The 24,142-nt window shown below is 35.5% G+C and carries 20 protein-coding genes and 1 tRNA gene; 7 read left to right on the forward strand and 14 right to left on the reverse strand.

Going from position 1 to position 24,142, the window contains the following annotated elements:
- Positions 1–38 precede the first annotated feature (38 nt).
- The 6 genes from ICJ85_RS00325 to ICJ85_RS00350 all read right to left on the reverse strand — a co-directional run bounded on the left by ICJ85_RS00325 (position 39) and on the right by ICJ85_RS00350 (position 4,201).
- Positions 39–123, reverse strand: a tRNA-Ser gene (locus tag ICJ85_RS00325).
- Positions 124–313: 190 nt separating this feature from the next.
- Positions 314–496, reverse strand: a complete 183-nt coding sequence (locus ICJ85_RS00330; RefSeq protein ID WP_188221778.1) for a hypothetical protein — start codon at positions 494–496, stop codon at positions 314–316.
- A gap of 167 nt (positions 497–663) precedes the next feature.
- The gene (locus ICJ85_RS00335; RefSeq protein ID WP_188221779.1) at positions 664–1,674 is read right to left on the reverse strand and encodes a M28 family metallopeptidase; all 1,011 of its coding nucleotides are present in this window, start codon (positions 1,672–1,674) and stop codon (positions 664–666) included.
- A 64-nt stretch (positions 1,675–1,738) separates the two neighbouring features.
- Positions 1,739–2,794, reverse strand: coding sequence for a M28 family peptidase (locus ICJ85_RS00340; protein WP_188221780.1), 1,056 nt, complete (start codon positions 2,792–2,794; stop codon positions 1,739–1,741).
- A 120-nt stretch (positions 2,795–2,914) separates the two neighbouring features.
- On the reverse strand, positions 2,915–3,427 hold the full coding sequence (locus tag ICJ85_RS00345; RefSeq protein WP_188221781.1) for an FUSC family protein: 513 nt from the start codon (positions 3,425–3,427) through the stop codon (positions 2,915–2,917).
- 6 nt (positions 3,428–3,433) lie between these two features.
- A complete protein-coding gene (locus ICJ85_RS00350; protein WP_188221782.1) occupies positions 3,434–4,201 on the reverse strand; it encodes a DUF3108 domain-containing protein in 768 nt (255 codons plus the stop codon).
- A gap of 225 nt (positions 4,202–4,426) precedes the next feature.
- Here ICJ85_RS00350 and ICJ85_RS00355 point away from each other — a divergent pair, with 225 nt between their 5' ends.
- The 7 genes from ICJ85_RS00355 to ICJ85_RS00385 all read left to right on the forward strand — a co-directional run bounded on the left by ICJ85_RS00355 (position 4,427) and on the right by ICJ85_RS00385 (position 15,315).
- Positions 4,427–5,269 carry a universal stress protein gene (locus ICJ85_RS00355; protein WP_188221783.1) on the forward strand — a complete coding sequence of 281 codons (843 nt, stop codon included), beginning with the start codon at positions 4,427–4,429 and terminating at the stop codon, positions 5,267–5,269.
- 141 nt (positions 5,270–5,410) lie between these two features.
- Positions 5,411–6,721, forward strand: a complete 1,311-nt coding sequence (locus tag ICJ85_RS00360) for a TolC family protein (protein WP_188221784.1) — start codon at positions 5,411–5,413, stop codon at positions 6,719–6,721.
- A gap of 9 nt (positions 6,722–6,730) precedes the next feature.
- Positions 6,731–7,807, forward strand: a complete 1,077-nt coding sequence (locus ICJ85_RS00365) for an efflux RND transporter periplasmic adaptor subunit (protein WP_188221785.1) — start codon at positions 6,731–6,733, stop codon at positions 7,805–7,807.
- A 199-nt stretch (positions 7,808–8,006) separates the two neighbouring features.
- Positions 8,007–11,201, forward strand: coding sequence for an efflux RND transporter permease subunit (locus ICJ85_RS00370; protein WP_188221786.1), 3,195 nt, complete (start codon positions 8,007–8,009; stop codon positions 11,199–11,201).
- Positions 11,202–11,236: 35 nt separating this feature from the next.
- A complete protein-coding gene (locus tag ICJ85_RS00375) occupies positions 11,237–11,542 on the forward strand; it encodes a hypothetical protein (protein ID WP_188221787.1) in 306 nt (101 codons plus the stop codon).
- An 18-nt stretch (positions 11,543–11,560) separates the two neighbouring features.
- Positions 11,561–11,746: a YgaP family membrane protein gene (locus ICJ85_RS00380; protein ID WP_188221788.1), complete on the forward strand. Its 186-nt coding sequence runs from the start codon at positions 11,561–11,563 to the stop codon at positions 11,744–11,746.
- A gap of 155 nt (positions 11,747–11,901) precedes the next feature.
- Positions 11,902–15,315 carry a tetratricopeptide repeat protein gene (locus ICJ85_RS00385; protein WP_188221789.1) on the forward strand — a complete coding sequence of 1,138 codons (3,414 nt, stop codon included), beginning with the start codon at positions 11,902–11,904 and terminating at the stop codon, positions 15,313–15,315.
- A 21-nt stretch (positions 15,316–15,336) separates the two neighbouring features.
- On the opposite strand, the gene ICJ85_RS00390 is transcribed toward ICJ85_RS00385, so the two are convergent.
- The 8 genes from ICJ85_RS00390 to ICJ85_RS00425 all read right to left on the reverse strand — a co-directional run bounded on the left by ICJ85_RS00390 (position 15,337) and on the right by ICJ85_RS00425 (position 23,992).
- A complete protein-coding gene (locus ICJ85_RS00390; protein ID WP_188221790.1) occupies positions 15,337–16,302 on the reverse strand; it encodes a hypothetical protein in 966 nt (321 codons plus the stop codon).
- 191 nt (positions 16,303–16,493) lie between these two features.
- Positions 16,494–16,916 (reverse strand): PH domain-containing protein, encoded by a 423-nt coding sequence (locus ICJ85_RS00395; protein ID WP_188221791.1) that lies wholly within the window; start codon positions 16,914–16,916, stop codon positions 16,494–16,496.
- Positions 16,917–16,926: 10 nt separating this feature from the next.
- The gene (locus ICJ85_RS00400; RefSeq protein WP_188221792.1) at positions 16,927–17,316 is read right to left on the reverse strand and encodes a hypothetical protein; all 390 of its coding nucleotides are present in this window, start codon (positions 17,314–17,316) and stop codon (positions 16,927–16,929) included.
- Positions 17,317–17,620: 304 nt separating this feature from the next.
- Entirely contained in the window at positions 17,621–18,034 is a 414-nt protein-coding gene (locus ICJ85_RS00405; protein ID WP_188221793.1) for a DsrE family protein, read from the reverse strand.
- Positions 18,035–18,052: 18 nt separating this feature from the next.
- Positions 18,053–18,727, reverse strand: a complete 675-nt coding sequence (locus tag ICJ85_RS00410) for a twin-arginine translocation signal domain-containing protein (protein WP_188221794.1) — start codon at positions 18,725–18,727, stop codon at positions 18,053–18,055.
- 2 nt (positions 18,728–18,729) lie between these two features.
- A complete protein-coding gene (locus ICJ85_RS00415) occupies positions 18,730–19,758 on the reverse strand; it encodes a c-type cytochrome (RefSeq protein WP_188221795.1) in 1,029 nt (342 codons plus the stop codon).
- A gap of 159 nt (positions 19,759–19,917) precedes the next feature.
- Positions 19,918–23,367, reverse strand: a complete 3,450-nt coding sequence (locus ICJ85_RS00420; RefSeq protein ID WP_188221796.1) for a 4Fe-4S binding protein — start codon at positions 23,365–23,367, stop codon at positions 19,918–19,920.
- Between the two features lie 70 nt (positions 23,368–23,437).
- Complete coding sequence (locus ICJ85_RS00425) at positions 23,438–23,992, reverse strand: OsmC family protein (RefSeq protein ID WP_188221797.1); 555 nt, start codon at positions 23,990–23,992, stop codon at positions 23,438–23,440.
- Positions 23,993–24,142: the final 150 nt, after the last annotated feature.

Here is a 24,142-nt window from a genome sequence, read left to right on the forward strand (position 1 = left end):
AAAAAGCCCGTAAACATTACTGTTACGAGCTTTTGTTGCGGAGAAAGAGGGATTCGAACCCCCGGAGGTGTGACCCTCAACGGTTTTCAAGACCGCCGCATTCGACCACTCTGCCATTTCTCCTTGAGTGCCTCATCAGGTATTCCCTGAATGCGGGTGCAAATATAGTAACCTTTTGTTATTATATCAAATATTTTTATCGATTTAGTCTTTTAATCATTAGAGACCTTTCTAAAGGTGTTGTCCCTTAATAAATTAAGCGTTGATTTTTTTTAAGTATCACTAGAAATAAATGGATTATGTTTGTACGAGACTAATTAGATGATAGCCATCCTTCAATAAATTCATCATTTATTAAACTGTCGTCTATTAACACAAAACCAACGTGAGGTGTCCAAATGGCATTGCTTTCACGATGGCCATGCGCAGTTTTAATATTTACTTGGTATTTACCTTCGTCTTCAGGTAACTTGTCTTTTAAATTAATGTATTCCATGGCGTAAAACTAATTAATTCAGTCGTTGTATGAAAGTTTAGAGGTGTTTTCAAGGTGTTAATTTGCGGTATAAATAGAAAAAGGCTTCTTTCATTTAAAAGAAGCCTTTATATCTCTATGTATTTTGTAAAAAAGTTAGCTTTTAAAAGCGATTTTATTAAGAACTTCTAGTCTAACTTTATTCTTTCGTCACGGTTAGCAAGTTCCCATGCTGTGTGGAATACCAAGCGTGCACGTGTTTCTAATAAATCGTATTGAATTTTATCTGGTGTATCTGATGGTCTGTGATAATCTTCATGAGTACCGTTAAAATAGAAAATTACAGGAATGTTATTTTTTGCAAAGTTGTAATGGTCGCTACGGTAATAAAAGCGGTTCGGATCGTTATCGTCGTTATATTTGTAGTCAAAGTCCATGTTAATGTACTTTTTATTAACCTCCTCGGAAAGGTTATGTAATTCTGTACTTAATTTATCTGAACCAATAAGGTAAACATAGTTTCTGTTATCTTCATGCTTTTTATCAACACGACCAATCATATCAATATTTAAATCGGCTACTGTATTTTCTAATGGGAAAATTGGATCTACATCAGTATAGTATTTTGAACCAAACAATCCGATTTCTTCTCCGGTAACATGTAAAAACAAAATACTGCGTTTTGGCCCATGGCCTTCGTTAGCAGCTGTTTTAAAAGCTTCAGCGATTTCCAGTATGGCAATTGTTCCAGAACCATCGTCGTCGGCACCGTTATTAATTTTTCCATTACCATTAACTCCTATGTGGTCTAAGTGTGCAGAAATTACAATAATTTCATCTGGTTTTTCAGTTCCTTTAATGTAGGCCACAACATTTTCTGAAGCTTTAGCTTTATTTGAAAAGAAGGATTCAGGAATATCTTGAAAATAATCACCTTTAGCAATAGGGGATTCGATACCTAAACTTTCGTAATGTTCTTTTATAAAATTAACGGCCTTCTTTTGGCCTGGTTCACCAGTTTTTCTGCCTTCAAATTCATCGGAAGCGTAGGTGTATAAGGCTTCTTTTAGTTCGTCGGACGTAATGGTTTTGGCATAAGTAACCGGTAACCCCTCGTTGTCTTGTTGTTTATTGTTTTGCGAAGTACCACACGATGTAATTAATAATGCGGTACATAAAAAGACACTTAGTCGTTTCATGAAATTAAATTTAATTAGACTCTAATATTACAAAAATGAATTTATAGGTAACCCGATTTTGAAATTAATTTAACAAATGGTTGTTTTCGTCGGTAAGTAAACGGTTACTTTGATTAGCGATTTGCCATGCAGTTGCAAAAATAAATCGAGTGCGTTGCTCTAAAAGGTCAAATTCTATCTTATCTGGTGTGTCTGTAGGTTGGTGATAATCGCTGTGTTCGCCATTAAAATAGAAGATTACAGGAATGCCTTTATCCGCAAAATTATAATGATCAGATCTTGTGTAATATTGATTACGATCACCTTCGGCGTTGTAGCGGTAATCTAAATCCATATGAAAATAGGTGTTGTTTACCTTTTCTGAAATATAATGCAATTCTTTACTTATACGATCTGCACCTATTAAATACAGATAATTAGGATTGTTTTTATGAATATCGTCTACACGGCCAATCATGTCAATATTCAAATTTGTTACCGTGTTTTCTAGTGGAAATACAGGGTGTAGCGTATAATATTCTGATCCTTTTTTACCAATTTCTTCGGCAGTTAAATGCAGGAATAAAATACTGCGTTTTGGTCCGTGACCTTCATTCTTGGCTTGTTTAAAAGCCTGTGCCATTTCCATTAAAGCGACTGTTCCAGAGGCGTCATCATCGGCTCCAAAATAGATCTCATTTTTGTTATTAACGCCTAAATGGTCTAAGTGGGCAGAGATAATAATAATTTCATCAGGAGATTCACTCCCTTTTATAAAGGCCAGAACATTCTCTGTTGGTTTTATGTCTTTCAGGAAAAAGTCTTTGGGTATGGATTGATAATAGTTGATGGTATCACCGAGCGGCGAAACAATACCTTCGCTTTGATAGTAAGATTTTAAAAAATGAGCCGCTTTTTTTTGTCCGGGCTCACCAACACGTCTACCGTTAAATTCTGAAGAAGCAAACTTATAGAGTTGTTCTTTTAATTCTTCTGAAGTAATCGTACTTGCATATTTAGTAACCCAAGGTTGGTCAACCAATTGAATACTGTTTTTAATGTTTTCAATTTTTGTGGTATACTTAGGTGTTGCACATGTACCAACTAGGGTAAGTGCAGAGAGCATGCAGAAGATTTTCATGTGTTTAAGTTATGTCACATGAAACTTACGACCATCATTCTCTGGGGCAGAAAAATGTTGAACCTGTGAGTTTCATTTTTGTTCCTAACCCAAATATAGAAAAAACAAAGAAATTACTTACTATTCAATTTCTATGTTTTCTAATTCTGAAGCATCTATTTCAGATTCTATAATTTCATCAGCTTGAATTTCAATATTCTCTAATTCTGCTTCATCAATTTCTAAAGATTCTACCTGAGAATCGTCTATTTCTAAAGCTTCAATTTCAGAATCATCGATTTCTAAACCACCTAATTCCGATTCGTCGATATCAATTTCCAAACCTTCTAATTCTTCAATGGCAGCTTCTTCAAATTCTTCTTCCTTTGCTTCAAGAGCTTCGGTGTTTTCTACTTCGGTAACGGTAAAAGCAGCTTTATATGTTGTAACGGCTAAAGCCATAATGGTTAATAAAAAAGAAAACTGAACTAATTTTTTTACCTTACCTGTTTTCTTTCCCAAATAATACGCACCACCTGAAAAGAGCAGAGCTGCGATTGCCGGAAAAATAGCAAGATTAGATATTGGCAATACCGAAAATATTATAGCAAAAACAGAAGCTATTACAGCTAATATGGTTAAAGTCTTTCTCATTATTAATTAATTTTTTAATCCGGTAGCCGATTTAATTTTTAGCTCACCGTTACCAACAGGAATTTTAAATTTACCGTAAACCAAAACCTTATTAGCATCGGCTGTCAGCCAAATTAGGTTACTATTGGTTCCTTGTAAAACATTGTCACTGGAACCAACGGCTAATTTGTAACATTCTTTCTTACCGATAGCAGTGTTAATGGTTTCTTTACCTAAGTAAGTCACCTGACCTTTGGTTTCTTCTCGGTCAAATATAATGGTAAAACTTTTTTTAGATCCCACTTTCATGGCACTAAAATCTATCAACCTTAAGTTGTATATGGTAGAAACAATATCCTTTGTGCCTGCATTAATTTTTACGGTTTTGTTTTCCTCGTAATTGTTTTTCTTTTTCATTAACGATTTAACGGTTCCTTTGCTGTGGCTAAAGGTGTATTTCATGTATTTGTAATAACCACCTTCGTTAATATCGCGAGAGTATAGGTAAGGCGTAAGGGTTTTAGGATTTACATAGCTTTCGTATAAATCTCTAATCTTAAAAAAATTATCCCATTTGCTATAGGTTACCGCTGTACATTTTAATCGGAGTAAAGTTGCTTTAGAGGTTTTTACCGGGCTGGTTTCCATGGTAACCTGGGCGATATCGTTTAATACTCCAGACATATTGTAAGAGGCTGTATAGGTAAGTTTTTCCTTGTAACCAATGGCTGTGTTTTGGGCATTAGTAGTCAAGAATGCTAATAATAGCATGAAAAGAAATGGGATGCGCTTCATAATTATTTTAGATTATAATTTATAACGTCTAGGTTATCATTTATTGTGCCGAAAATACAATGCTTTAATTGATTATACTAATTTTTATTAGTTTGTAAGTGTTAATGTAGGAACACTGATAATTGTCATGATTTATAAGAACAAGTATTTGTAAATTTATACATCTGAATTTTAATTGTTTAATATTCAGTGATGAAATACGAGTGACAAGAAAAAACTTTAATTATGAAAACGATTTTATTACCTACAGACTTTTCAGATAATTCATTAAACGCAATTCATTATGCAATGAAGATGTTCAAGAATCAAACCTGTAACTTTTATGTTATAAATATACAGCGTGTTGGTTCCTATATAACAGATGATTTGATGATGTCGAACCCAACCGGAGTGCTTTACGATACGGTTGTTGAAGCGGCAAAAGTGTCTATAGATAAATTAATTGCCAGATTGGTTAAAGACTATCCTAATGAAAAGCACGAATTTATTTCGCTGGTAGATTACGATAATTTTACCGATGCCATTAATCAGGCTGTTTTAAAGCATCATGTAGACTTGATTATAATGGGAACCAAGGGCGCATCAGGATTAAGCAAGAAGATTTTTGGAAGTAACACCGTTAAAGTATTACAGCATAGCGACGTGCCGGTATTGGTGATTCCTGATGAATGTGAATTTTCAGGGTTGCAGGATGTTGCTTTCACAACGAGTTTTCAATCCTTATATAATATGACAGAATTGAGATTGCTGGATGAAATTATAGTAAAAAATAAAAGCAAGCTTAGTGTGCTTCATGTAGTCTTAGAAAATGAAGACCCAAAAGAACTCTTTCAGGATATTGACTTTTTTAATGAACATTTCGAAGAGGTGTCGTATAAAATGATTGAAACCAATGTTCAGGATATTTTTAATTCCATTCAAGGCTACATAACAAATAACGATGTGAAATTAATAGCTATGATTAATAAGAAACATTCGTTTTTTGAAAGTTTATTTGTGCATCATCAAGCCGAAACATTCGCATATAATGTAAACATACCTTTATTAGTTTTACCAAAACGAGATTAGAAATATAACACATTTTAAAAATTAGATTGATGTCTCTTCCAGATAACAGAAGAATGTAACCTTTGTTACACATTGAAGTAACATAAGTTACTGAAAATAAATATCTATCAGCCTACTTTTGAATTATTAATTTAAATAATTATGAAAGATAAAATAGGTGTATTAATATTTAGTTTTCTTAGTCTTGCTTTTGCGTCTCAGGCACAGGAAATCGTCCTGTTGTCAAAGGCAGAGGTATTGAACAGAGTTCAGGAAGAAAACACATCGATAAAAATATCGGAGGAAGAATATAATTCAGTAAAAGCCGATTTCAGGCAGACCAATGCTGTATTCTTACCAAATATAACTGCAAGCCATACCGGAATTTCTACAACAAATCCGCTTATGGCTTTTGGTTCTAAATTAAACCAGGAGATTTTAACGGCTTCAGATTTCGATCCGGCCTTGTTAAATGATCCGTCAAAAACTCAAAACTTCGCAACTAAAATTGAGGTGCAGCAACCTTTAATGAATGCCGATGGTATTTATCAGCGTAAAGCCGCTAAAACAAAAATGGAGGCGATGTCGTTACAAACACAGCGTACTTCAGATTATCTTGCATTAGAGGTCGATAAAGCGTATATGCAATTACAGTTGGCCTACAAAGCGGTTGATGTTTTAGAAAAAGCTCTTGAAGCCGCAAATGCCAATAAAACCTTAGCAGAAAATAGTTTTAAGCAAGGGTATTTACAACGTGCCGATGTGCTAAACGTTGAAGTACGTGTAAGCGAAGTTCTGGCACAGTTGCAAAACGCAAAAAGTAATGTGCAGAATGCATCAAATTACTTATCGTTTTTAATGAACGACGAATCCTATGTGGTTTACAAACCAAGTGAAGATTTGGTAGTCGAAGCTTTAGATTTTCAAAATTCAGGAATTTCAGAAAACCGTAGTGATATTAAAGCCATGGAGTTAGCAAGTGAAGCTTATAAAAATATGAGTAAAGCGGATAAAATGACTTTCCTACCGCGATTAAATGCTTTTGGAAGTTATGAATTGTATGACGATAAAATTTTCAGAGCCGATGCCAGTGGTTATGTTGTTGGTGCACAATTAAGCTGGGATATTTTTCAGGGGTCGAAACGCTTTGGTAAAGCACAGAAAAGTAAAGCCGAATACGAAAAATCGAAGTTAGAATACAATCAGTATGTATCGCAGAGTAAACTGGAGCTTAACAAAGCCAAACGTATGTTACAAGATGCAGAAAATAAACTGAATTTAACAAAACTGGCCTTAGAACAATCTGAAGAATCTTTAAGAATAAGAACCAACAGGTTTAAAGAAGGCTTAGAGAAAACTTCAGACTTACTAATGGCTGAAACCCAGTTTTCACAAAAACAATTAGAATATTATCAAACCATTTTTGAATATAACTATGCGCAGGCATATCTAGAATTTTTAACTAAAGAATAAGAGCAAGACATGAAAAAAATATACACATTAACAATATTATCACTAGCCGTTTTATTCGCTAGTTGTGGAAGTGATGACAAGAAGGCCATTGCAGATACCAGGGCTGCGATAGCGGTTACCGTAAATCAAGTTTCAGCAAATGGAAACTCGCCTTTTTTAGCCGTGAGTGGAAAAATTAAAGCAGAAAACAGTGCTACGTTAAGCACCAGAACGATGGGGTACATTAATAATGTGCTGGTTAATGTAGGTGATGAGGTTAAAAAAGGACAGTTATTAGTAGCTATTAATAATGTTGATTTACAAGCTAAAAAAGCGCAGGTTAATGCTGGTATTACAGAAGCAACTGCTGCCTTTAATAACGCTGAAAAAGACTATAAACGTTTTAAACGTTTATACGATAACAACAGTGCCTCTCAAAAGGAGTTAGATGATATGACGGCGCGATACGAAATAGCAAAGGCACGTTTAGAGTCGGCTAAGCAAATGGAAAACGAAGTGAATGCGCAGTTTGCCTATACAAATATTACAGCACCTTTTAGTGGTGTTGTAACCAGTAAAATGGCAGAAAAAGGCGATATGGCCAATCCGGGTCAGCCGCTTATTACCGTTGAAGCTCCAGGGAATTACGAAGTGATGGCTATGGTTCCGGAAACTGAAATTTCTTCAATTAAGAAAGGAACTGATGCAACGGTTTTAGTGAAATCTATCAACCAGAGTTTAAAAGGTAAAGTGACCGAAGTAAGTACCTCGGCGAGTCAGACTGGCGGACAGTATTTAGTAAAAGTGGTTTTAGAGAAAACCGATGCGAATATCTTATCAGGTATGTTTACAACCGTACAGTTTCCGGTGGAACGCAAAGCTAAAACTGCTATGGTTTTAATACCAACAGAAGCGGTGATTACAAATGGGCAGTTGTCAGGCGTGTATACTGTAAGCCAAAGTAATACAGCTATTTTACGTTGGTTGCGTTTAGGAAGAACGTTTGGCGACCAGGTGGAAGTATTATCGGGTTTATCGGCAGATGAATCGTATATCGCTTCGGCTGAAGGTAAACTTTATAACGGAGCAAAAATTTCAATTCAATAACTATAAATCTGCGTTAGGGATGGCAGCGGCATCCTTTTATTTTAACTTAGAAAATAGGTGTCATTACGAGGAGCGATTGCGACGAAGTAATCTTAAAATAATAAAGAGATTGCCACAGTAAAAAAGACGATTACTTCGCAATGACAAAAAATAAAAGATACAGCGTACAGCCCGTTAAAACGCCCAAAAAATTAAAACAATGAAAGAAGGTTTAGCAGGAAAAATAGCCAAGCTTTTTATAGGCTCGAAGCTTACTGTGCTTTTAATGATCGTTTTTATGGTTATTGGAGTGTATAGTTCGTTTTTAATTCCGCGTGAGGAAGAACCGCAAATTGATGTGCCTATGGCCGATATTTTTGTGGGGTACCCGGGAGCGAGCCCAACAGAGGTCGAGTCGCGCGTGGTAAAGCCGTTAGAGCAATTAATTTCGAATATTAAAGGGGTAGAGTACGTGTATTCTACGTCGATGAAAGAACAAGCCATGGTGATTGTTCAGTTTTACGTGGGTGAAGATATTGAGCGCTCGTTTGTGAAATTGTACAATGAAATTAATAAGCACATGGACCAAATGCCGGAAGGGGTGACGTTTCCGTTGGTGAAAACGCGGGCCATTGACGATGTGCCGATGTTAGGGTTGACGCTGTGGAGTGAGCATTACGACGATTATCAGTTAGGGTTAATGGCTCAGGAGTTGGAAGCCGAAATTAAAAAGGTGAATGATGTGGCCATAACCCATAAAATAGGCGGAAGAAGCCGCCAGTTGCGCGTGGTTTTAGATAAGGATAAGTTAGCCGCCAGTGGTCTGGATTTCTTATCGGTTTCTGAAATGATTAAGGCGAATAACGCACAGTTAAATTCAGGAACCTTCGATAAGAATGATACCGAGTTTGTAGTCAACACCGGTAAGTTTTTAGAGAGCGTTAACGATGTAGAGAATTTAGTGGTTGGTGTGCAACAAAATCAGCCGATTTACTTAAAACAAGTGGCGTCTATTATTGATGGACCAGAAGTGCCGCAAAATTATGTGAGTTTAGGTTTTGGTCAGGGTAGTGAAAAGGCATCAGATTTTAATTCGGAGTATCCGGCTGTTACTATTTCGGTAGCGAAACGTAAAGGTGCCGACGCCATGAAAATTGCCGATGTAATTATTGATAAAGTTGAGCATTTAAGACAAAATTTAATTCCGGACGATGTTCATGTAGAAATTACCAGAAACTATGGTGAAACGGCATCGCATAAAGTATCGGAATTATTATTACACCTTATCGGCTCTATTATTGCCGTAACCTTTGTGGTAATGTTAGCCATGGGTTGGCGCGGTGGATTAGTGGTGTTTTTATCGGTGCCAATTACCTTCGCTTTAACCTTGTTAAGCTACTATATGTTAGATTATACACTTAACAGAATTACCTTATTTGCGTTAGTGTTTGTTACTGGTATTGTGGTCGACGATTCCATTATTATCGCCGAAAATATGCACAGGCACTTTAAGATGAAGCGTCTGCCATTTAAACAAGCGGCTTTATACGCCATTAACGAGGTAGGGAACCCGACTATTTTAGCGACGTTCACTGTTATTGCTTCGGTATTACCAATGGCGTTTGTATCTGGATTAATGGGACCATATATGGCGCCAATGCCAATTGGAGCGTCTATCGCGATGATTTTATCGTTATTCGTAGCCTTAACCATAACACCATATTTAGGATATATTTTCTTAAGAGAAAAGGATAAAAAAGGTGTAGAAGAGAAACCCAAAAAGACTTTAGAAGAAACAGTAATTTATAAGTTCTATAACAAGTTCGAGCGTCCATTAATGGAAAATAAAGCAAAACGCTGGATATTTTTAGGCGGTACATTTGTTTTACTTATAGGAACCATGATGATGTTCTTTACCAAATCGGTGGCGGTAAAAATGTTACCATTTGATAATAAGAACGAATTTCAGGTGGTAATCGATATGCCCGAAGGCACCACTTTAGAACGCACAGCGTTAGTGGCTCAGGAGATTTCTCAGTATTTATCGACTCGCCCTGAGGTGGTGAATTATCAGAATTATATTGGAACATCGGCTCCAATAACGTTTAATGGGTTGGTACGTCACTACGATTTACGTGGCGGAAGTAATATGGCTGATATCCAGGTGAATCTTTTAGATAAGGAAGCACGTTCGGCACAGAGTCATGATATCGCTAAGTTGTTACGTCCGGATATTCAAAAGATTGCTTCAAAATACAATGCCAATGTGAAGATTGTTGAAGTTCCGCCAGGACCACCTGTATTATCAACGATTGTAGCTGAGGTTTACGGGCCAGATTACGACAAGCAAATGCAGATTGCCGACAGCATTCAAAGTATATTACATAATACCGAAGATGTAGTGGATATCGACTGGATGGTAGAAGCCGATCAAACCGAATATCAGTTTACGATTGATAAAGAAAAAGCGATGCTTTATGGTGTGGCGCCAAAACAAATTGCGTACACGATGAATCTAGCGTTGGCTAATCGTCCGATAACAACATTATACGACGAAGATGCAGTGAATCAGGTTGGTGTGGTGTTGAGTTTAGATGAAAAGGAAAAATCTACGATTCAGGATATTTCGCAGCTAAAAGTGAAATCGCAACAAGGCAATTTAGTGCCCATCGCCGATTTAGTTGATGTTGTTGAAACCACAAGCGCGAAGAGTATTTACAGAAAAAATCAGAAGCGCGTAGTATATGTGATGGCCGATATGGCTGGTGAACTGGAAAGTCCGGCGTATGCGATTTTAGGTATGGAAGAAAAACTTAAAGCGATTGATTTACCTCAAGGTTATGAGATGAATGAAATGTATTTAGGACAACCAGATTACGAAGATGATTATACCGTAAAATGGGATGGCGAGTGGCAGATTACTCTGGAAGTATTTCGTGATTTAGGAATTGCCTTTTTAGGAGCCATTATCTTGATTTACATCTTAATTGTAGGGTGGTTCCAGAACTTTAAAGCACCAGTGGTTATGATGGTGGCTATTCCGTTATCGTTAATCGGTATCATTTTAGGACACTGGATGATGGGCGCCTTTTTTACAGCAACATCATTTATTGGAATGATTGCTTTAGCAGGTATTATGGTGCGTAATTCGGTATTATTAATTGATTTTATAAATCTACGATTAGAAGAAGGTGTACCATTAAAACAAGCAGCAATCGAGGCAGGAGCGGTAAGAACAACACCTATTTTACTAACTGCTGGAACGGTGGTTATCGGGGCCTTCGTTATTCTATTCGATCCTATTTTCCAAGGTTTAGCTATTTCGTTAATGGGAGGCACCATCGTATCTACTGTGTTAACTTTACTGGTAGTGCCATTGGTGTATTACATGATTGAACGTAAAAACCATAAATAATCTATTAAAGGATAGTTAATTTAAAATTTAGGATCATGAAATTAGTAATAGTAACAGCGGTTGAAGAGTATCATAACGAGATTATAAAACTGTTCAGAAAAGCACAAATAGAAAATTTTAGTGAGTCAGATATTGATGGCTATAAAACATCAAATCCTTTAATAGTAGCTTCAAACTGGTTTGCTGGAGAATCTAGAGGGAACGAGTCTAATATGTTTTTCTCTTTTACAGAGGAAGATCGCATTGATGATTTATTTAAACTGATTAAAGAATTTAACACACATTTGGAAACCAACAATCCAGTAAAGGCGATTGTACTTCCTATAGAACGATTTATATAAAATTAAAAATTAATAAAAATGAAAAATAGAATAGTACGTGGTATTGCCGGAACTTTTATTCTGGTAAGTTTAATATTAGCCATTTATGTAAACCAAAACTGGTTATGGTTTACAGCTTTTGTAGGCGCTAATTTATTACAATCGTCTTTAACTAAATGGTGTTTAATGGATACCATTTTAGAAAAATTAGGAGTTAAAGATTAAGGTTTTTAAGTTGAAATTTACAGGGTTTGGTTGGCACTCAAAATTGATGTTGTTTAAGTTATTAATGTGTTAAGGTTATTTCTTATTGATAATATTTTTATTGTAAGTGATTAACTATTAACTTTATAGGGTGATCAGCCAAACCTTAAATTTCAATGATATGCAAGTTTTTTAGAATTGTATTATTTCTTTACTTTGCTGTTTCTTTTGGTCAATCGACAAAACTAGATAGCTTACAACAAGCTTTACAACTTGTAACCAACGATTCTTTACGGGTAAAAATATTAAAAGACATTTCGTGGGAATATTTAAATAATCGATCAAATATTCCTTTAGCAAAAAAATATATTGACAGTTTCTCAAAGTTAAGTAGCCAATCTCACATTGAGTGGGGGCAATATTTAGCAAGGTATCAATATGGTGTTTTAGAACGTCAGAAGGGTAATTATGATGTCGCTTTAAATCATTTCAATGTTTATTTAGAGTTTGCTAAAAAAAATAATGATAGTATTCAAATAGCAAACACGCAATATCAGCAGGCCCTAATTTACGACTACAGAGGTCAGTACGATAAAAGTCTCAAAATCTATCATAGAATTCATAAGATATACCAAAATGCAGGTGACGAATACAGTGCTGCAAACATTTTAAATAGCCTTGGAGAGATTTTAAAACGTTCAAATCGTATTGAAGAAGCCTTAGAGAATTATAACCAGGCCTTATCTATTTTCACACGTTTACGAGCAAAGGCTGATATGGCTAACTGTTTGTATAACATCGGTACGACGTACCAGCTTCAAAAGGATTATTCGAAAGCTTTAGCGTACCTTAACAAAGCATTACTATTAGATGAAGATACCGGGAGCCTTTGGGGAATGGCTTATGATTATGAAGCTATAGGGGAGGTGTATAAGCTTCAGGGAGATTATCGAAAGGCTTTAGATGTACATTTAAAAACACTGGAAATTCGGCAGGGATTAAATCAAAAAAGAGAACTATCCGCAATTTATGTACAAATAGGGCAGGACTATTTAAAACTTAGTCAAAACAAAAAAGCAGAAGAATACTTTTTAAAAGCCTTGGATCTGGCTGAAGAAGTTGGAGCTACAACCGAATTAGTGAATGTTTATTCAGGTTTATCACAGTTATATGGAGAAACTCAAGACTATCAAAAGGCATTAGACTTTAATAAAAAACTAATAGCAGTAAAAGATAGTTTGTTTAACGAAACTAAGTCTAAGCAAATCGAAGAACTTCAGGAACGATTTAATACAGAAAAAAAGGAAGCCGCTATTCTGGCTTTAGAGCAGGATGCAGAGATTCAAAATTTAAAACTGAAGCGTCAAACCGTTTTCCGAAATATATTTATTGCAATTATTTTGCTCGGCGCGCTATTGACGTTTTTGTTGATAAGACGTTACAAGTTCAAACAGCGTGTCCGTCTAGAGCTTATTGAACGGCGTAGACAAATAGAAGAGGAACAGCAGAAAACAGAGTTTGAAAAACAACGCGTTACTCAGCTGGAAAAAATAGATCTGCTAAAAGATCAGTTTTTAGCAAATACCTCACATGAATTGCGAACACCTTTAAATGGGATTATAGGTCTATCGGAATCGTTAAAAGATGGTGCTGCCGGTCCGTTGTCGTTTAAAGCTATCGAGAATCTCGATATGATTGTTAATAGCGGTAAACGTCTATCAAATCTAGTAAACGATATTTTAGATTTTTCAAAGTTAAAGAACAATGATCTTCAATTGTCTATTCATCCTGTTGATTTATATGCTATTACTAATTTGGTGTTGAAGGTGTCAGAAAGTTTAATAAAAGGAAAAACCCTTCAGCTTATTAATTCTGTTCCAAAGGACATTCATTTAGTTGAGGCTGATGAAAATCGCCTTCAGCAAATACTTTTTAACTTAATCGGGAATGCCATAAAATTTACAGATAGCGGCACTGTTCAGGTTAAAGCCGAATTGAAAAATAATTTTATAAAGGTTGCTGTTTCCGATACAGGTATTGGTATTCCAGCAGATAAGTTTGAAAGCATTTTTAAGTCATTCGAGCAGATTGATGGTTCGGTAGAGCGTGCTTATGGAGGCACGGGTTTAGGCTTGTCGGTGACAAAACAGTTGGTAGAGTTGCATGGCGGAACTATTCATGTGGAATCTAAATTAGGGGAGGGATCAACGTTTATGTTTACTTTACCATTAAGTGAAACAGATAGAAAGGATGTAGCTAGTATTAAAAGAATAGCGACAAACGATGAAGTCCATAAAATTAAACCTGACGACGAATGTGTTAAGGTTGAAATGCTAAATTCTGAAAACACAAATATTAAGATTTTAGTGGTAGACGATGAACCTATAAATCGTCGGGTTTTGGAAAATCATTTAAGGGTTGCAGGGTACTCGGTTGTAGAAGCAGGTAGTGGTCAAGAAGCTTTAAATTTAATGAAAACTGAAAATTTTAATTTGATTCTTCTAGATATCATGATGCCAAATCTTTCTGGGTATGAGGTTTGCGAAATGATTAGAAAAGATTATTCAGCTAGCGAATTACCTATTGTTTTGCTTACGGCCAAAAACAGGGTAAGTGATTTGGTTGCTGGTTTTAATGTCGGGGCTAACGATTATTTAACGAAACCATTTTCTAAAAACGAATTGCTTAGCCGAATAAAAACCCATGTTAATTTAAATGGCATTCATAAAGCGACCAGCCGATTTGTGCCAACTGAGTTTTTAAAATCCGTTGGTAGAGAGGCGATTACCGATGTGGTTTTGGGTGATCATATTGAAAAGCACGTTACTGTTTTATTTACCGATATTCGTGATTATACCAGTTTATCAGAAAGCATGACACCAGAACAAAACTTTAAATTTGTAAATGCTTATGTGGGGCGCATGGGACCTCTAATAAAAAAGAATAAAGGTTTTGTAAATCAGTATTTGGGAGACGGTATCATGGCGTTGTTTCCTGAAAAAGCTTCTCATGCTTTACAAGCAACCATCGATATGCAAAAGGTTTTAATCGAGTATAATCAACGAAGAATATCAGAAGGTTTTCGACCAATTTCGGTAGGGATGGGGTTGCATACCGGAGAGTTGGTTATGGGAATTATTGGAGATGTTTACCGAAATGATACCGCTATTATTGCTGATACGGTGAATACGGCCTCCAGAATGGAAGGTGTAACAAAATACTATGGCGCCAAAATTATTATTAGCGATAGTAGCCTGGCAACTATAGATAATAAAAAAGATTTTAACTTTAGGTATTTAGGAAAAGTCCGAGTAAAGGGTAAACATAAAACCATGGGGATTTATGAATGTTTTGATGGTGATGATAGTGAAAATATAACATTAAAACAACAAACTCTGATGCAGTTTGAGAAAGGAATGACTCACTTTTTTGCTAAAGAATTTCCAAAAGCTTCTGTAGCTTTCGATGGTATTCTGTCTTTAAACCCCTCCGACTTGGTTGCAAAATATTTCTTAACCAAGTCAGCGGAATATACCATTTCAGGAGCTCCCGATGATTGGGATCAGGTTAATACAATTCCAGTGAAATAGACCTTATATTTTTCGTTTATACTAATTGTATACTTTGAATGGTTTAATCATACCACGCTCCTTAGCGTTAGGTATTTCGGAAATTAACACATAGTTCCCTTGGTCTAAAAACACTTTAAAAAAGCCAGTTTCTCCTGCTTCTAAATCTTCAACACCACCTAGAAAAGTTAATCCGGATGGCGCAGGAGATCTTAAAGATGTTATATCTGCACTGTTAACCCATTTACAAAGAGTGGTTATTAGTGTGTCATTTTCAATTTTAACCAGATTTACATCATGACCAAGAAAACTCTCGTACTTTTTTTGATCTTTGAAATGAACACCAAATTGATAATTTCCGGCTTGCAGGGAATCTTTAAAAGTGATTCCTGTTTTGGCCGATACAGTGATATTATAATCAGCTTCAGGCATAGAAGCTTTACTTTCTTTTTCAGTAACTGTTATTTCTTTAAGCATACCGTAAAAAGCATGTGGCATACCATCAGGCATTCTAACATAGCATTCCATAGCATAGGTTCCTGGTTTTAGGTGTATTGTTGTTTCTGCTTGGCTTTTTGGAGATATTAAACCAACACCGCCAGCAAAGGTGACATCATACCACCATTTAGGTGTTTTTTCAAGTTCTTTCATGGCTGCTTCAAAGTCTCCTTTATTTAAAAATGTAAAAGCAGCTTTAAAGGGAGGTACTAATTCATTTTTATAAGTCTCTAGAGTAACCCCTTCAGGTAGCTTTTCAAGAATAAAAAAATGTGTTTCAGTCGATTTATTAGTGTATCTAAAGGTGTTCCATCCAGAACGTAAAGTATCAGGCATAACAAAATCCATTACGTTTGTGGTGACTTCTACAATGTTGTTATCTAAAGATTCTAGCTCAGTAGCCTGAGGCGGGATAGTATTCTTATGCTTGTCATTTTTGCAGGATGTAATAAAAATAGCAGCAAGGAAAATTAAAATGAATTGTTTTGAGAAATGGACATTAAAAATCATAATAGTGTGTTGTTATTGGTTAGAAAAAACATTTACGCTATTAGAAATCAGGGTGGTGAAATTTCTTTTTGTTAAGAAACTTCTAAGCTAAAGATAGATAATTATTGCTAAATAACAACGAATAGGTTTGGTTTATTTGGCTAATTCACAGTAGTTTTTTTGATTTAGTTTATTAAAATATGCCGGTTGGGTTAAACTGTAATTTTAATGTTACTGTTTATATTTAATAAATCTGTAATCATCTCCTCATTGTCTTTGGGAGCTATGTAAATATCATCGTATTTATTGAATTTTATAACTAAACCATTACCAGATAAAGCTGGTTTTACACCAAACCACATGGTTTTATCTTTCAATATTTCTGTAATTTCATTGATATTGATTGCTCCTCGCAAATAACCAGAACGATAAATTAATTGGTTGTTTTCAATCTTATATGAAGTGTCTATATATATCCAGATTATTAAGCCTAACGGAATTAGGATAGGGATATAATTATAGAATTTTTCAAGAATGTCTTTATCCTCAAGAATAAATAGAATGATAGGTAAAATCATGAAACCTACAATAATGTAATTTATAAGTCCTTTTCGTCTTGCTTTATAGGTTTTCATAAGCTTTGTTTTAAATCCATTCGATAGTTAATTGTTTAAGAGTCGCATTCATTTCATCCAACGAATTAGGATTAATAATTTGGGTGTTTATGGTAAGTTTAGTGTTGTTCGTTTGTATAATATAGTCTCCGGCAAAGCTTTTTATTTGTTTAATGTCTTTTAAACGAACAGATTTTTTAGGAAAGGTATTAACGGTTAAGGTTTGGTCTTTAATTGTTATATACTGGATATGTTTTTCATAAATATAAATACAGATATAAACAATGCCGAATACAAGATAGCCAAAGTCAGACCATTTATTTTCTCCATTGTAATCTATTGTTAAAAGACCAAACAATAACAGGCTTGCCCCAAAAATTAATTTATAGTTAAGGTGTTTATTTGAATAAGCAATTTTCATAATTATAGCAAAGAATTAAAAAAGCAACATCATGTTTAAATGTAAGAAAATTATTTTAATTATTTAGAAATTACTGTGTTTTAGAAGAGTTGTTAATAGGTTTTCTTCGAGTCATGTTCGATATTTCTTCGAGGATTCTTCGGTAAAACCCTTATTTTACGAAGGAAACTCGAACAATTCCCGAAGGAATATCGAATGAAACCATAATTTTTGTAGAATTAATTTCTTTGAGAATAAGGAAAAAGACGTAAAAAAAACTGCTCATTCAAAAGCAGTTTTTTTAAAATATGGAGTATCTAGAAGATTATTGTCCTTCTTTTATATAACCCCATCCCTGGTTTTGCTTCGATACAATTTCCAGAATCCCATCGGGTACCTGTTTTACCCCTTTAATGAGGTCGCTGTCTTTTGTTTTATGACGTTTCATAGTGCCCTGACAAATCACAAAATCTATGTTGTCTTTTTGAACCAGCTTACTAATATCGTCAGCAACTACCGATTTGTCTTTTATAACCATATCCATTGCACCGCTATACATAACGACTTCAAATTGTGAATTCGGATAGGCTTCAGACATGGCTTTTACATGTCTAACAGTAGATTGATGTACTTTGGTATTGTCGCTAGTTACATCAAATACTATTTTTACTGGTTGTTCCTGAGCCATGACAATTATAGAAAATAAACATGCCCAGATACAGTTAATTACTGTTTTCATTTTAATTCGGTTTTAATTTTATTCTCCTGCGAAAATATAGGCACACTTATGTGCTTGAGCTCTCTCCAAAGCCCATACACCAGAAGGAACCAGTTTAACATTCGGAAGCATACCATTCACCCATTCCTGATATACTTTTGTTGGGGCTAAGCCCATTTTCTCGGCAACTTTGTTACTATAAACTTTAGTTGCTAAATCGCAGGCGCAAAACATGGCACCGCGCTCATCTAAACTTTTTAATCCTCCTGGCCCGTTAATAGGATAATCCCCGTCTTGAGGTTCGTAAAATGGGTTTCTTAGTGCAAATTCTTTTGTGTGATCTTTGACATTAAATATTTCACCTAGTTTATATTTTTTCCAGATGTCATCGTTTAGTGCTAAACATAGACCACTATGACGTAAAACGCTCATGGCTGTAATATCGGTATCAGGTGAGCCGGTTTCATTATTGGTTAAATAAAATGCCCAATTCCATAAAATAGGAAGTCCGTAATGCGGTGTCGATCCATCATAAACTACACGATGAGTTCCTTTAATTTGGTCAAACCAATCATAGGTTTCATCCATTTTTGAATCGTCAAATACGGTTGTATTCGCATACATAGGATTCGTTAATACCGAAATGGTACTTGCTGTTGCTCCTAAAGCTAGTGCTCCTAAAAATTGTCTTCTGGTGTTGTTTGTTGTTTTCATAATTATTTGGTTTTGGTAATGTTGTATGTTTTTTTGTAGTATTCCATAATAGGTTGAAACGGACCTATCTGGTGCTGTTCTGTTGAAAAATCATCTGCATAAGGAGGGTAAGGCGTAGAGACAGGTTTCTTTTTTAAATCAGGGAAATCTTTTTCTGGGTTTGGTTTTAATGGGCGTTGCTGCTGATTAATATAGCCTGCAACATCGTATGCTTCCTCATCGGTTAGAACAGGCGCATCATAAGTGGTTCCGAAAGGCATATTGGCTTTTATAAATTGAGCAGACGTAATAACTCTGGCCATACCGGCACCATGATTAAAGGAATCGTCACCCCAAAGTGGTGGATATTCGTAAGTATAGCCGTTATTGTCTTTCACACCTAGACCGCTACTGGTGTGGCATACGGTACAGTTGTTTTCAAAAACAATCTTTCCGTGTGATAAATTTACTGGCCTTTCTGGTATCTTCAGTTTAACAAACCCCTGACCTTCAATGTTCCCATCTTTTGGAGCATATCGACTGAGGTATTCAAGATATTTTACAATCGCTTTCATTTCTTTACTATCAGCAGGTAACATATTGCCATTCATACTGCGTTCCATGCAACCGTTGATGCGTTCTTCAATAGTACCAATTTTATTTTCCCGTCCTCTAAACTGGGGGAATCGTTGAATGATACCTATTAAAGGTGCTGAATAAGGTTTGGTGCCTGAATTGAGGTGACAATTTTTACAAGCCAGGCGATTGCCCTGATATGCCATTTCTGGCCTACCATTATCCGGGCCAATGTATTTTGGTGTTTCGTTAAAGAGCTCATAGCCATATTTGATAATTTTATTATTTTCTGAATCATCAAGCGTAGCAACATCATAGTTCATATAATAAATATTCGGCATTCTTTTGGTGGGATTCAGGGTGATGATATCGAAAACCACCAGTATAAGTAAAACAGATAGCATTACAATGGCGCTAAAACAGATGATAATTAATAGCCCCATCTTTCCTAATATGTTATTTGGTTGGTTACGCATTGTTAGGTTTTTAATTGATAATAGGTGAGGTTACAGGTAGCCTGGGCAATTAAATAAGTATGGAAAAAGGCCCCACAAAAAATTGAAAGTAATTGCTTTTTGTGGTTTGTAAATTAGGGGGTACGCTAAAATCTTACTTAAAATTACGAAAAAATAATATTAGTTGTTGGTGTGAGTTAGTTTGTTGTTAATCAAATTGTTGTGATTGGTTAGGTTTAGGTATGTTTTAAATTTATTATTTATGTGATATTGATAGGTGTCGAGCGTATTTTTAACTGAATCTTCATGATTTTGAAAAAGTTTTGAAAACCGTTGTTCTAATTTTAAATACTCTGATATCTCAATACTTGGTGCATCTGAATCTAATTGTAAAGCTGATTGTCCTTTTCTAAGACGTCTTGGATCATGACGATACAATAACCATTGTCCGGATTTTACGGCGGCATTATGATACTGACTAGGTTGGGTCATATCAATACCGTGAGATTCACTGTGACAGTAGGCTATAATTATTGAAGGACCATTAAAACTTTCGGCGTCGTTAAAAGCTTTCAAAGTTTGCGTTGGATTTGCTCCCATGGCTACTGAAGCGACATAAACATTACTGTAATTCATAGCCATAAGTCCTAAATCCTTTTTCTGTTTTTTATTACTGTTATGAGTGAATTTCGCCTGGGCGCCAAAAGGTGTTGCTTTAGAAGCTTGACCTCCAGTGTTGTCATAAACCTCATTGTCGAGAACTAAAATATTAACATTTTTACCCGAAGCCAGCACATGGTCTATTCCTCCAAAACCAATGTCGTAAGCCCAACCATCGCCTCCAACAATCCAAATGCTTTTTTTAACTAATGCATCTGCAAGATTATAGAGAAGCTCGTGTTTGTTTGTTTTAAATGGTTTTATTAGTGTTTTTAGTTGATTAATTTTAGTTTGTTGAAAATGAATCTCACTTTCAGAGGATTGTTTGTTATTAAGAATATCATAAACCAATGTTAATGGTAATTCGGGAGACAATTGCTTTAAAAGTTGTCTTGCTTGTCGTTCTTGTTGGTCTATAGATAATCGATAACCTAAACCAAATTCAGCATTATCTTCAAATAAAGAGTTAGCCCAGGCAGGACCTTGCCCTTTGTTATTGGTGCTCCATGGAGTAGTTGGTAAAGCGCCTCCAAAGATAGAGCTGGCTCCAGTGGCATTCGCAATTAATAATCGGTTTCCATAAAGTTGAGATAATAGTTTTAGGTAAGGCGCTTCGCCACAACCTTTAACTCCCATAGAGTATTTAAATAAAGGTTCTTGTAATTGCTGTTGGGAAACTTTTGTTACATCGATTTGATTTCTGTCAATTTCGGGTATAGATTTGAAAAAATCCCAGTGCTCGTTATTATTTTCACTTTTTTTATCTACCAGCATTAAAGCTTTGTTATTACAGGCATCGACACAGTTATTACATCCATTACATTGATTTGTATTGATTTGAATGGAGTAATTTAAGAGATCAATTTTCCATTTTGGCTCTGTTGCTTTTAGGGTTTTAAAACACTCTGGAGCTTTATTTAAGTAATCATCATCAAAAACTTTAATACGTAATGCGCCTTGAGGGCAGGCCATGCTACAAACACCACATTGGGTACATAAATTGGTATTCCAATCAGGAATAAAAGATGTAGCTTCAATTTGGTTGTGTTGTGAGGTATTGGTAGGGTAGGTGCCATCTACAGGTAAAGCGCTAACAGGAATTGAATGTCCCTGGTTGTTTAGCAATTTACCTAATAATGTATTTAGGAAGGGATTGGTGCTTTCGGCATCAGATGTCACCTTTGAAGTATCTACTATATGTATGTGTTGATTTATCTGCTGTTTGGCCCTTTCATCCAAGCACTGATTAGTTAGGGTTAAAAAGCAAGCTTGTAAAGCTGAAATTTCAAGTTCACTTATGGTGTTTATGTTTTTAAGAAGTACTGTGTTTACGATTTTTAGAGTAATTGATTTTTTTATAATTAATACTTGTGCTCTTTCGGATAATGTATTCCAAAAGCTATGAGTTGTCAAATTTGTTTGGACGAGTAATATTCCTCCAGGTTTAATGCTTTCTAACACCGAATCGTTTTCGATGAAGTTTACATGGTCTGTAAAGATAAAATTAGCCTTCTTAATTAAGTATGGAGCTTTTATAGGTTTGTTGTCTATTCGTAAATGCGATACGCTTCTGGAATTCGATTTTTTATAATCACACTCGATATACCCTTGTATGAAAGTCTGGTTTTTAGAACCAATGAGCTCTAAGGTATGTTTAAATTGTTCAGTCAGTGAGTTGTGTTTTGTTTCGTAGAATACCGCTTGATAGGATTGATTGATGTTTAAATTATTTTTTACATCTAAACTTAAGCGTGTTATATCATCTTGGATACCCACAGTAAAATGATTCTTAGGGCTGTTGGTTTTAAGGTTTTCGAAAATAGCTAGAACCATTTTGGGAGTAAATTCTTTTGAAGATAAGCCGTAACGTCCGCCATATATTTTAGGTAAATGTGTTATTAGGTTAGTTTGATAGGCTTCTGTTAACGTTTCTAATACATCTAAATATAAAGGTTCGCCGTTGGTGCCGGGTTCTTTAGTTCGGTCTAATACGGCTACAGATTTGCAAGTTTTTGGTAAGGCTTCAATCAGATGTTTGCTGCTAAATGGTCTGTACAATTTAACTTTAATCAAGCCTAGTTTTTCGCCTTTCAGGTTTAATTGCTGAATAGTTTCTTCAATGGTTTCAGTTGAAGAGGCCATGGATATTATTATAGATTCAGCCTCAGAGTGTCCTATATAATCGAAAAGTTTATAATGTCTTCCGGTTAATTTTTGAAAAGAATCCATTGTAGATTGAACAATATCAGGACAGGTATTATAAATTGAGTTTGTGGCTTCTCGACTTTGAAAAAAGACATCTGCTCCCTGTGAAGTGCCTTTAATGGTCGGTTGGTTAGGATTTAAAGCACGATTGCGGTGGTTTTCAATTTCCTGGGAAGGCATCAATAATTGAATGGCTTCATCAGTAATCGTTTCAATTTTTGAAATTTCATGAGACGTTCTGAAACCATCAAAAAAGTGAATAAAAGGAATTCTGCTTTTCAGACTAGCTACCTGAGCAATAAGAGCAAAGTCCTGAGCTTCCTGAACAGAAGCACTAACCAACATAGCATATCCAGATTGTCTAACGGCCATAACATCGCTATGATCGCCAAAGACTGATAATGCATGGGTAGCGATACTTCTGGTAGCAACATGAATAACATTTGGGGTAAGTTCTCCGGCAATTTTATAAAGATTTGGAAGCATTAATAGTAAACCTTGTGAGGCAGTAAAGGTTGATGATATAGCTCCGGTTATTAAGGCACCATGCATGGCTCCGGCAACTCCGGCCTCACTTTGCATTTGATATACACTTGGAGTCATGCCGTGATAGTTTATTTGGCCTTCGGCTGCCCACTTTTCAACCAATTCGCTCATTTCTGATGCAGGAGTAATTGGATAGATGGGCATCACGTCGTTCGTTTTAAACGCGATCCTTGCCACAGCTTGATTGGCATTTACAATATTAAATTTTGAAGTGTTCATGGTGTTGTTAAAAAATTAAGTGATAAAAAATGGCTACCGGTTAGTTTTTAGTAGCCATTTTTTTAATAGACTATTGTTTTACAATTTCTATTTTAACAGGCGTAGGGTTAGTAATCATGTCGAATACTGGAGAGAATTTGGCAAGGTTTTCTAATTGTTCAGCCGTAGCATCAGACTTTACTTTTAAAGTAAAGGTGATGCCGTCGAATCCAGTTCTAACTTCAGGATCTAATCCTAAAAACCCATGTAAATCGATGTCACCTTTTAAAGACGATTCGGCTCCTTCAATGGTAATACCATTTGCAGCGGCATGGTAAACCATAGCGCCTGTTAAACACGAGCCTAAAGCGTGTAATACAACTTCTGGTGGAGTAGCCGCTGTATCGTTACCTAATAAGACATTAGGGTGATCACATTCCATAGTGAAAGTTTCTTGACGCGTGGTATCTTCTTGTCCGACACCATAAAATTCTTTGATGCTTGACACACAGTGTCCGCCATCAATCCAGTTGTTTTTAGATCGGAACTGGAATTTTGCTAATTCCGGATTTTGTTGAACTGCTCCAATAGTTTCTACTAATTGATCTACGTTTACTCCGTTTTTTACATTTGCTGTTGTAATCATGTTTTCTAAATTTTAAATTGATTAATTTGAATAATTGTTTCGTTGCCATAATAGATGCATTTGGCGTGCCAAACTATTTAAAATATTGAAAACCAGTAATTTATGTGTTTTTGTAATGCGAAGTTAACTAACTGAAAATCGTGTATTTAC

The organism is Aestuariibaculum marinum, from assembly GCF_014596975.1.
GTDB classification, from domain to species: Bacteria; Bacteroidota; Bacteroidia; order Flavobacteriales; family Flavobacteriaceae; genus Aestuariibaculum; species Aestuariibaculum marinum.

Excerpts from the sequence above, each read along its gene's own strand:
- ICJ85_RS00330 (WP_188221778.1), bottom strand. The coding sequence starts at position 496 with ATGGAATACATTAATTTAAAAGACAAGTTACCTGAAGACGAAGGTAAA.
- ICJ85_RS00335 (WP_188221779.1), bottom strand. The coding sequence starts at position 1,674 with ATGAAACGACTAAGTGTCTTTTTATGTACCGCATTATTAATTACATCG.
- ICJ85_RS00340 (WP_188221780.1), bottom strand. The coding sequence starts at position 2,794 with ATGAAAATCTTCTGCATGCTCTCTGCACTTACCCTAGTTGGTACATGT.
- ICJ85_RS00345 (WP_188221781.1), bottom strand. The coding sequence starts at position 3,427 with ATGAGAAAGACTTTAACCATATTAGCTGTAATAGCTTCTGTTTTTGCT.
- ICJ85_RS00350 (WP_188221782.1), bottom strand. The coding sequence starts at position 4,201 with ATGAAGCGCATCCCATTTCTTTTCATGCTATTATTAGCATTCTTGACT.
- ICJ85_RS00355 (WP_188221783.1), top strand. The coding sequence starts at position 4,427 with ATGAAAACGATTTTATTACCTACAGACTTTTCAGATAATTCATTAAAC.
- ICJ85_RS00360 (WP_188221784.1), top strand. The coding sequence starts at position 5,411 with ATGAAAGATAAAATAGGTGTATTAATATTTAGTTTTCTTAGTCTTGCT.
- ICJ85_RS00365 (WP_188221785.1), top strand. The coding sequence starts at position 6,731 with ATGAAAAAAATATACACATTAACAATATTATCACTAGCCGTTTTATTC.
- ICJ85_RS00370 (WP_188221786.1), top strand. The coding sequence starts at position 8,007 with ATGAAAGAAGGTTTAGCAGGAAAAATAGCCAAGCTTTTTATAGGCTCG.
- ICJ85_RS00375 (WP_188221787.1), top strand. The coding sequence starts at position 11,237 with ATGAAATTAGTAATAGTAACAGCGGTTGAAGAGTATCATAACGAGATT.
- ICJ85_RS00380 (WP_188221788.1), top strand. The coding sequence starts at position 11,561 with ATGAAAAATAGAATAGTACGTGGTATTGCCGGAACTTTTATTCTGGTA.
- ICJ85_RS00385 (WP_188221789.1), top strand. The coding sequence starts at position 11,902 with ATGATATGCAAGTTTTTTAGAATTGTATTATTTCTTTACTTTGCTGTT.
- ICJ85_RS00390 (WP_188221790.1), bottom strand. The coding sequence starts at position 16,302 with ATGATTTTTAATGTCCATTTCTCAAAACAATTCATTTTAATTTTCCTT.
- ICJ85_RS00395 (WP_188221791.1), bottom strand. The coding sequence starts at position 16,916 with ATGAAAACCTATAAAGCAAGACGAAAAGGACTTATAAATTACATTATT.
- ICJ85_RS00400 (WP_188221792.1), bottom strand. The coding sequence starts at position 17,316 with ATGAAAATTGCTTATTCAAATAAACACCTTAACTATAAATTAATTTTT.
- ICJ85_RS00405 (WP_188221793.1), bottom strand. The coding sequence starts at position 18,034 with ATGAAAACAGTAATTAACTGTATCTGGGCATGTTTATTTTCTATAATT.
- ICJ85_RS00410 (WP_188221794.1), bottom strand. The coding sequence starts at position 18,727 with ATGAAAACAACAAACAACACCAGAAGACAATTTTTAGGAGCACTAGCT.
- ICJ85_RS00415 (WP_188221795.1), bottom strand. The coding sequence starts at position 19,758 with ATGCGTAACCAACCAAATAACATATTAGGAAAGATGGGGCTATTAATT.
- ICJ85_RS00420 (WP_188221796.1), bottom strand. The coding sequence starts at position 23,367 with ATGAACACTTCAAAATTTAATATTGTAAATGCCAATCAAGCTGTGGCA.
- ICJ85_RS00425 (WP_188221797.1), bottom strand. The coding sequence starts at position 23,992 with ATGATTACAACAGCAAATGTAAAAAACGGAGTAAACGTAGATCAATTA.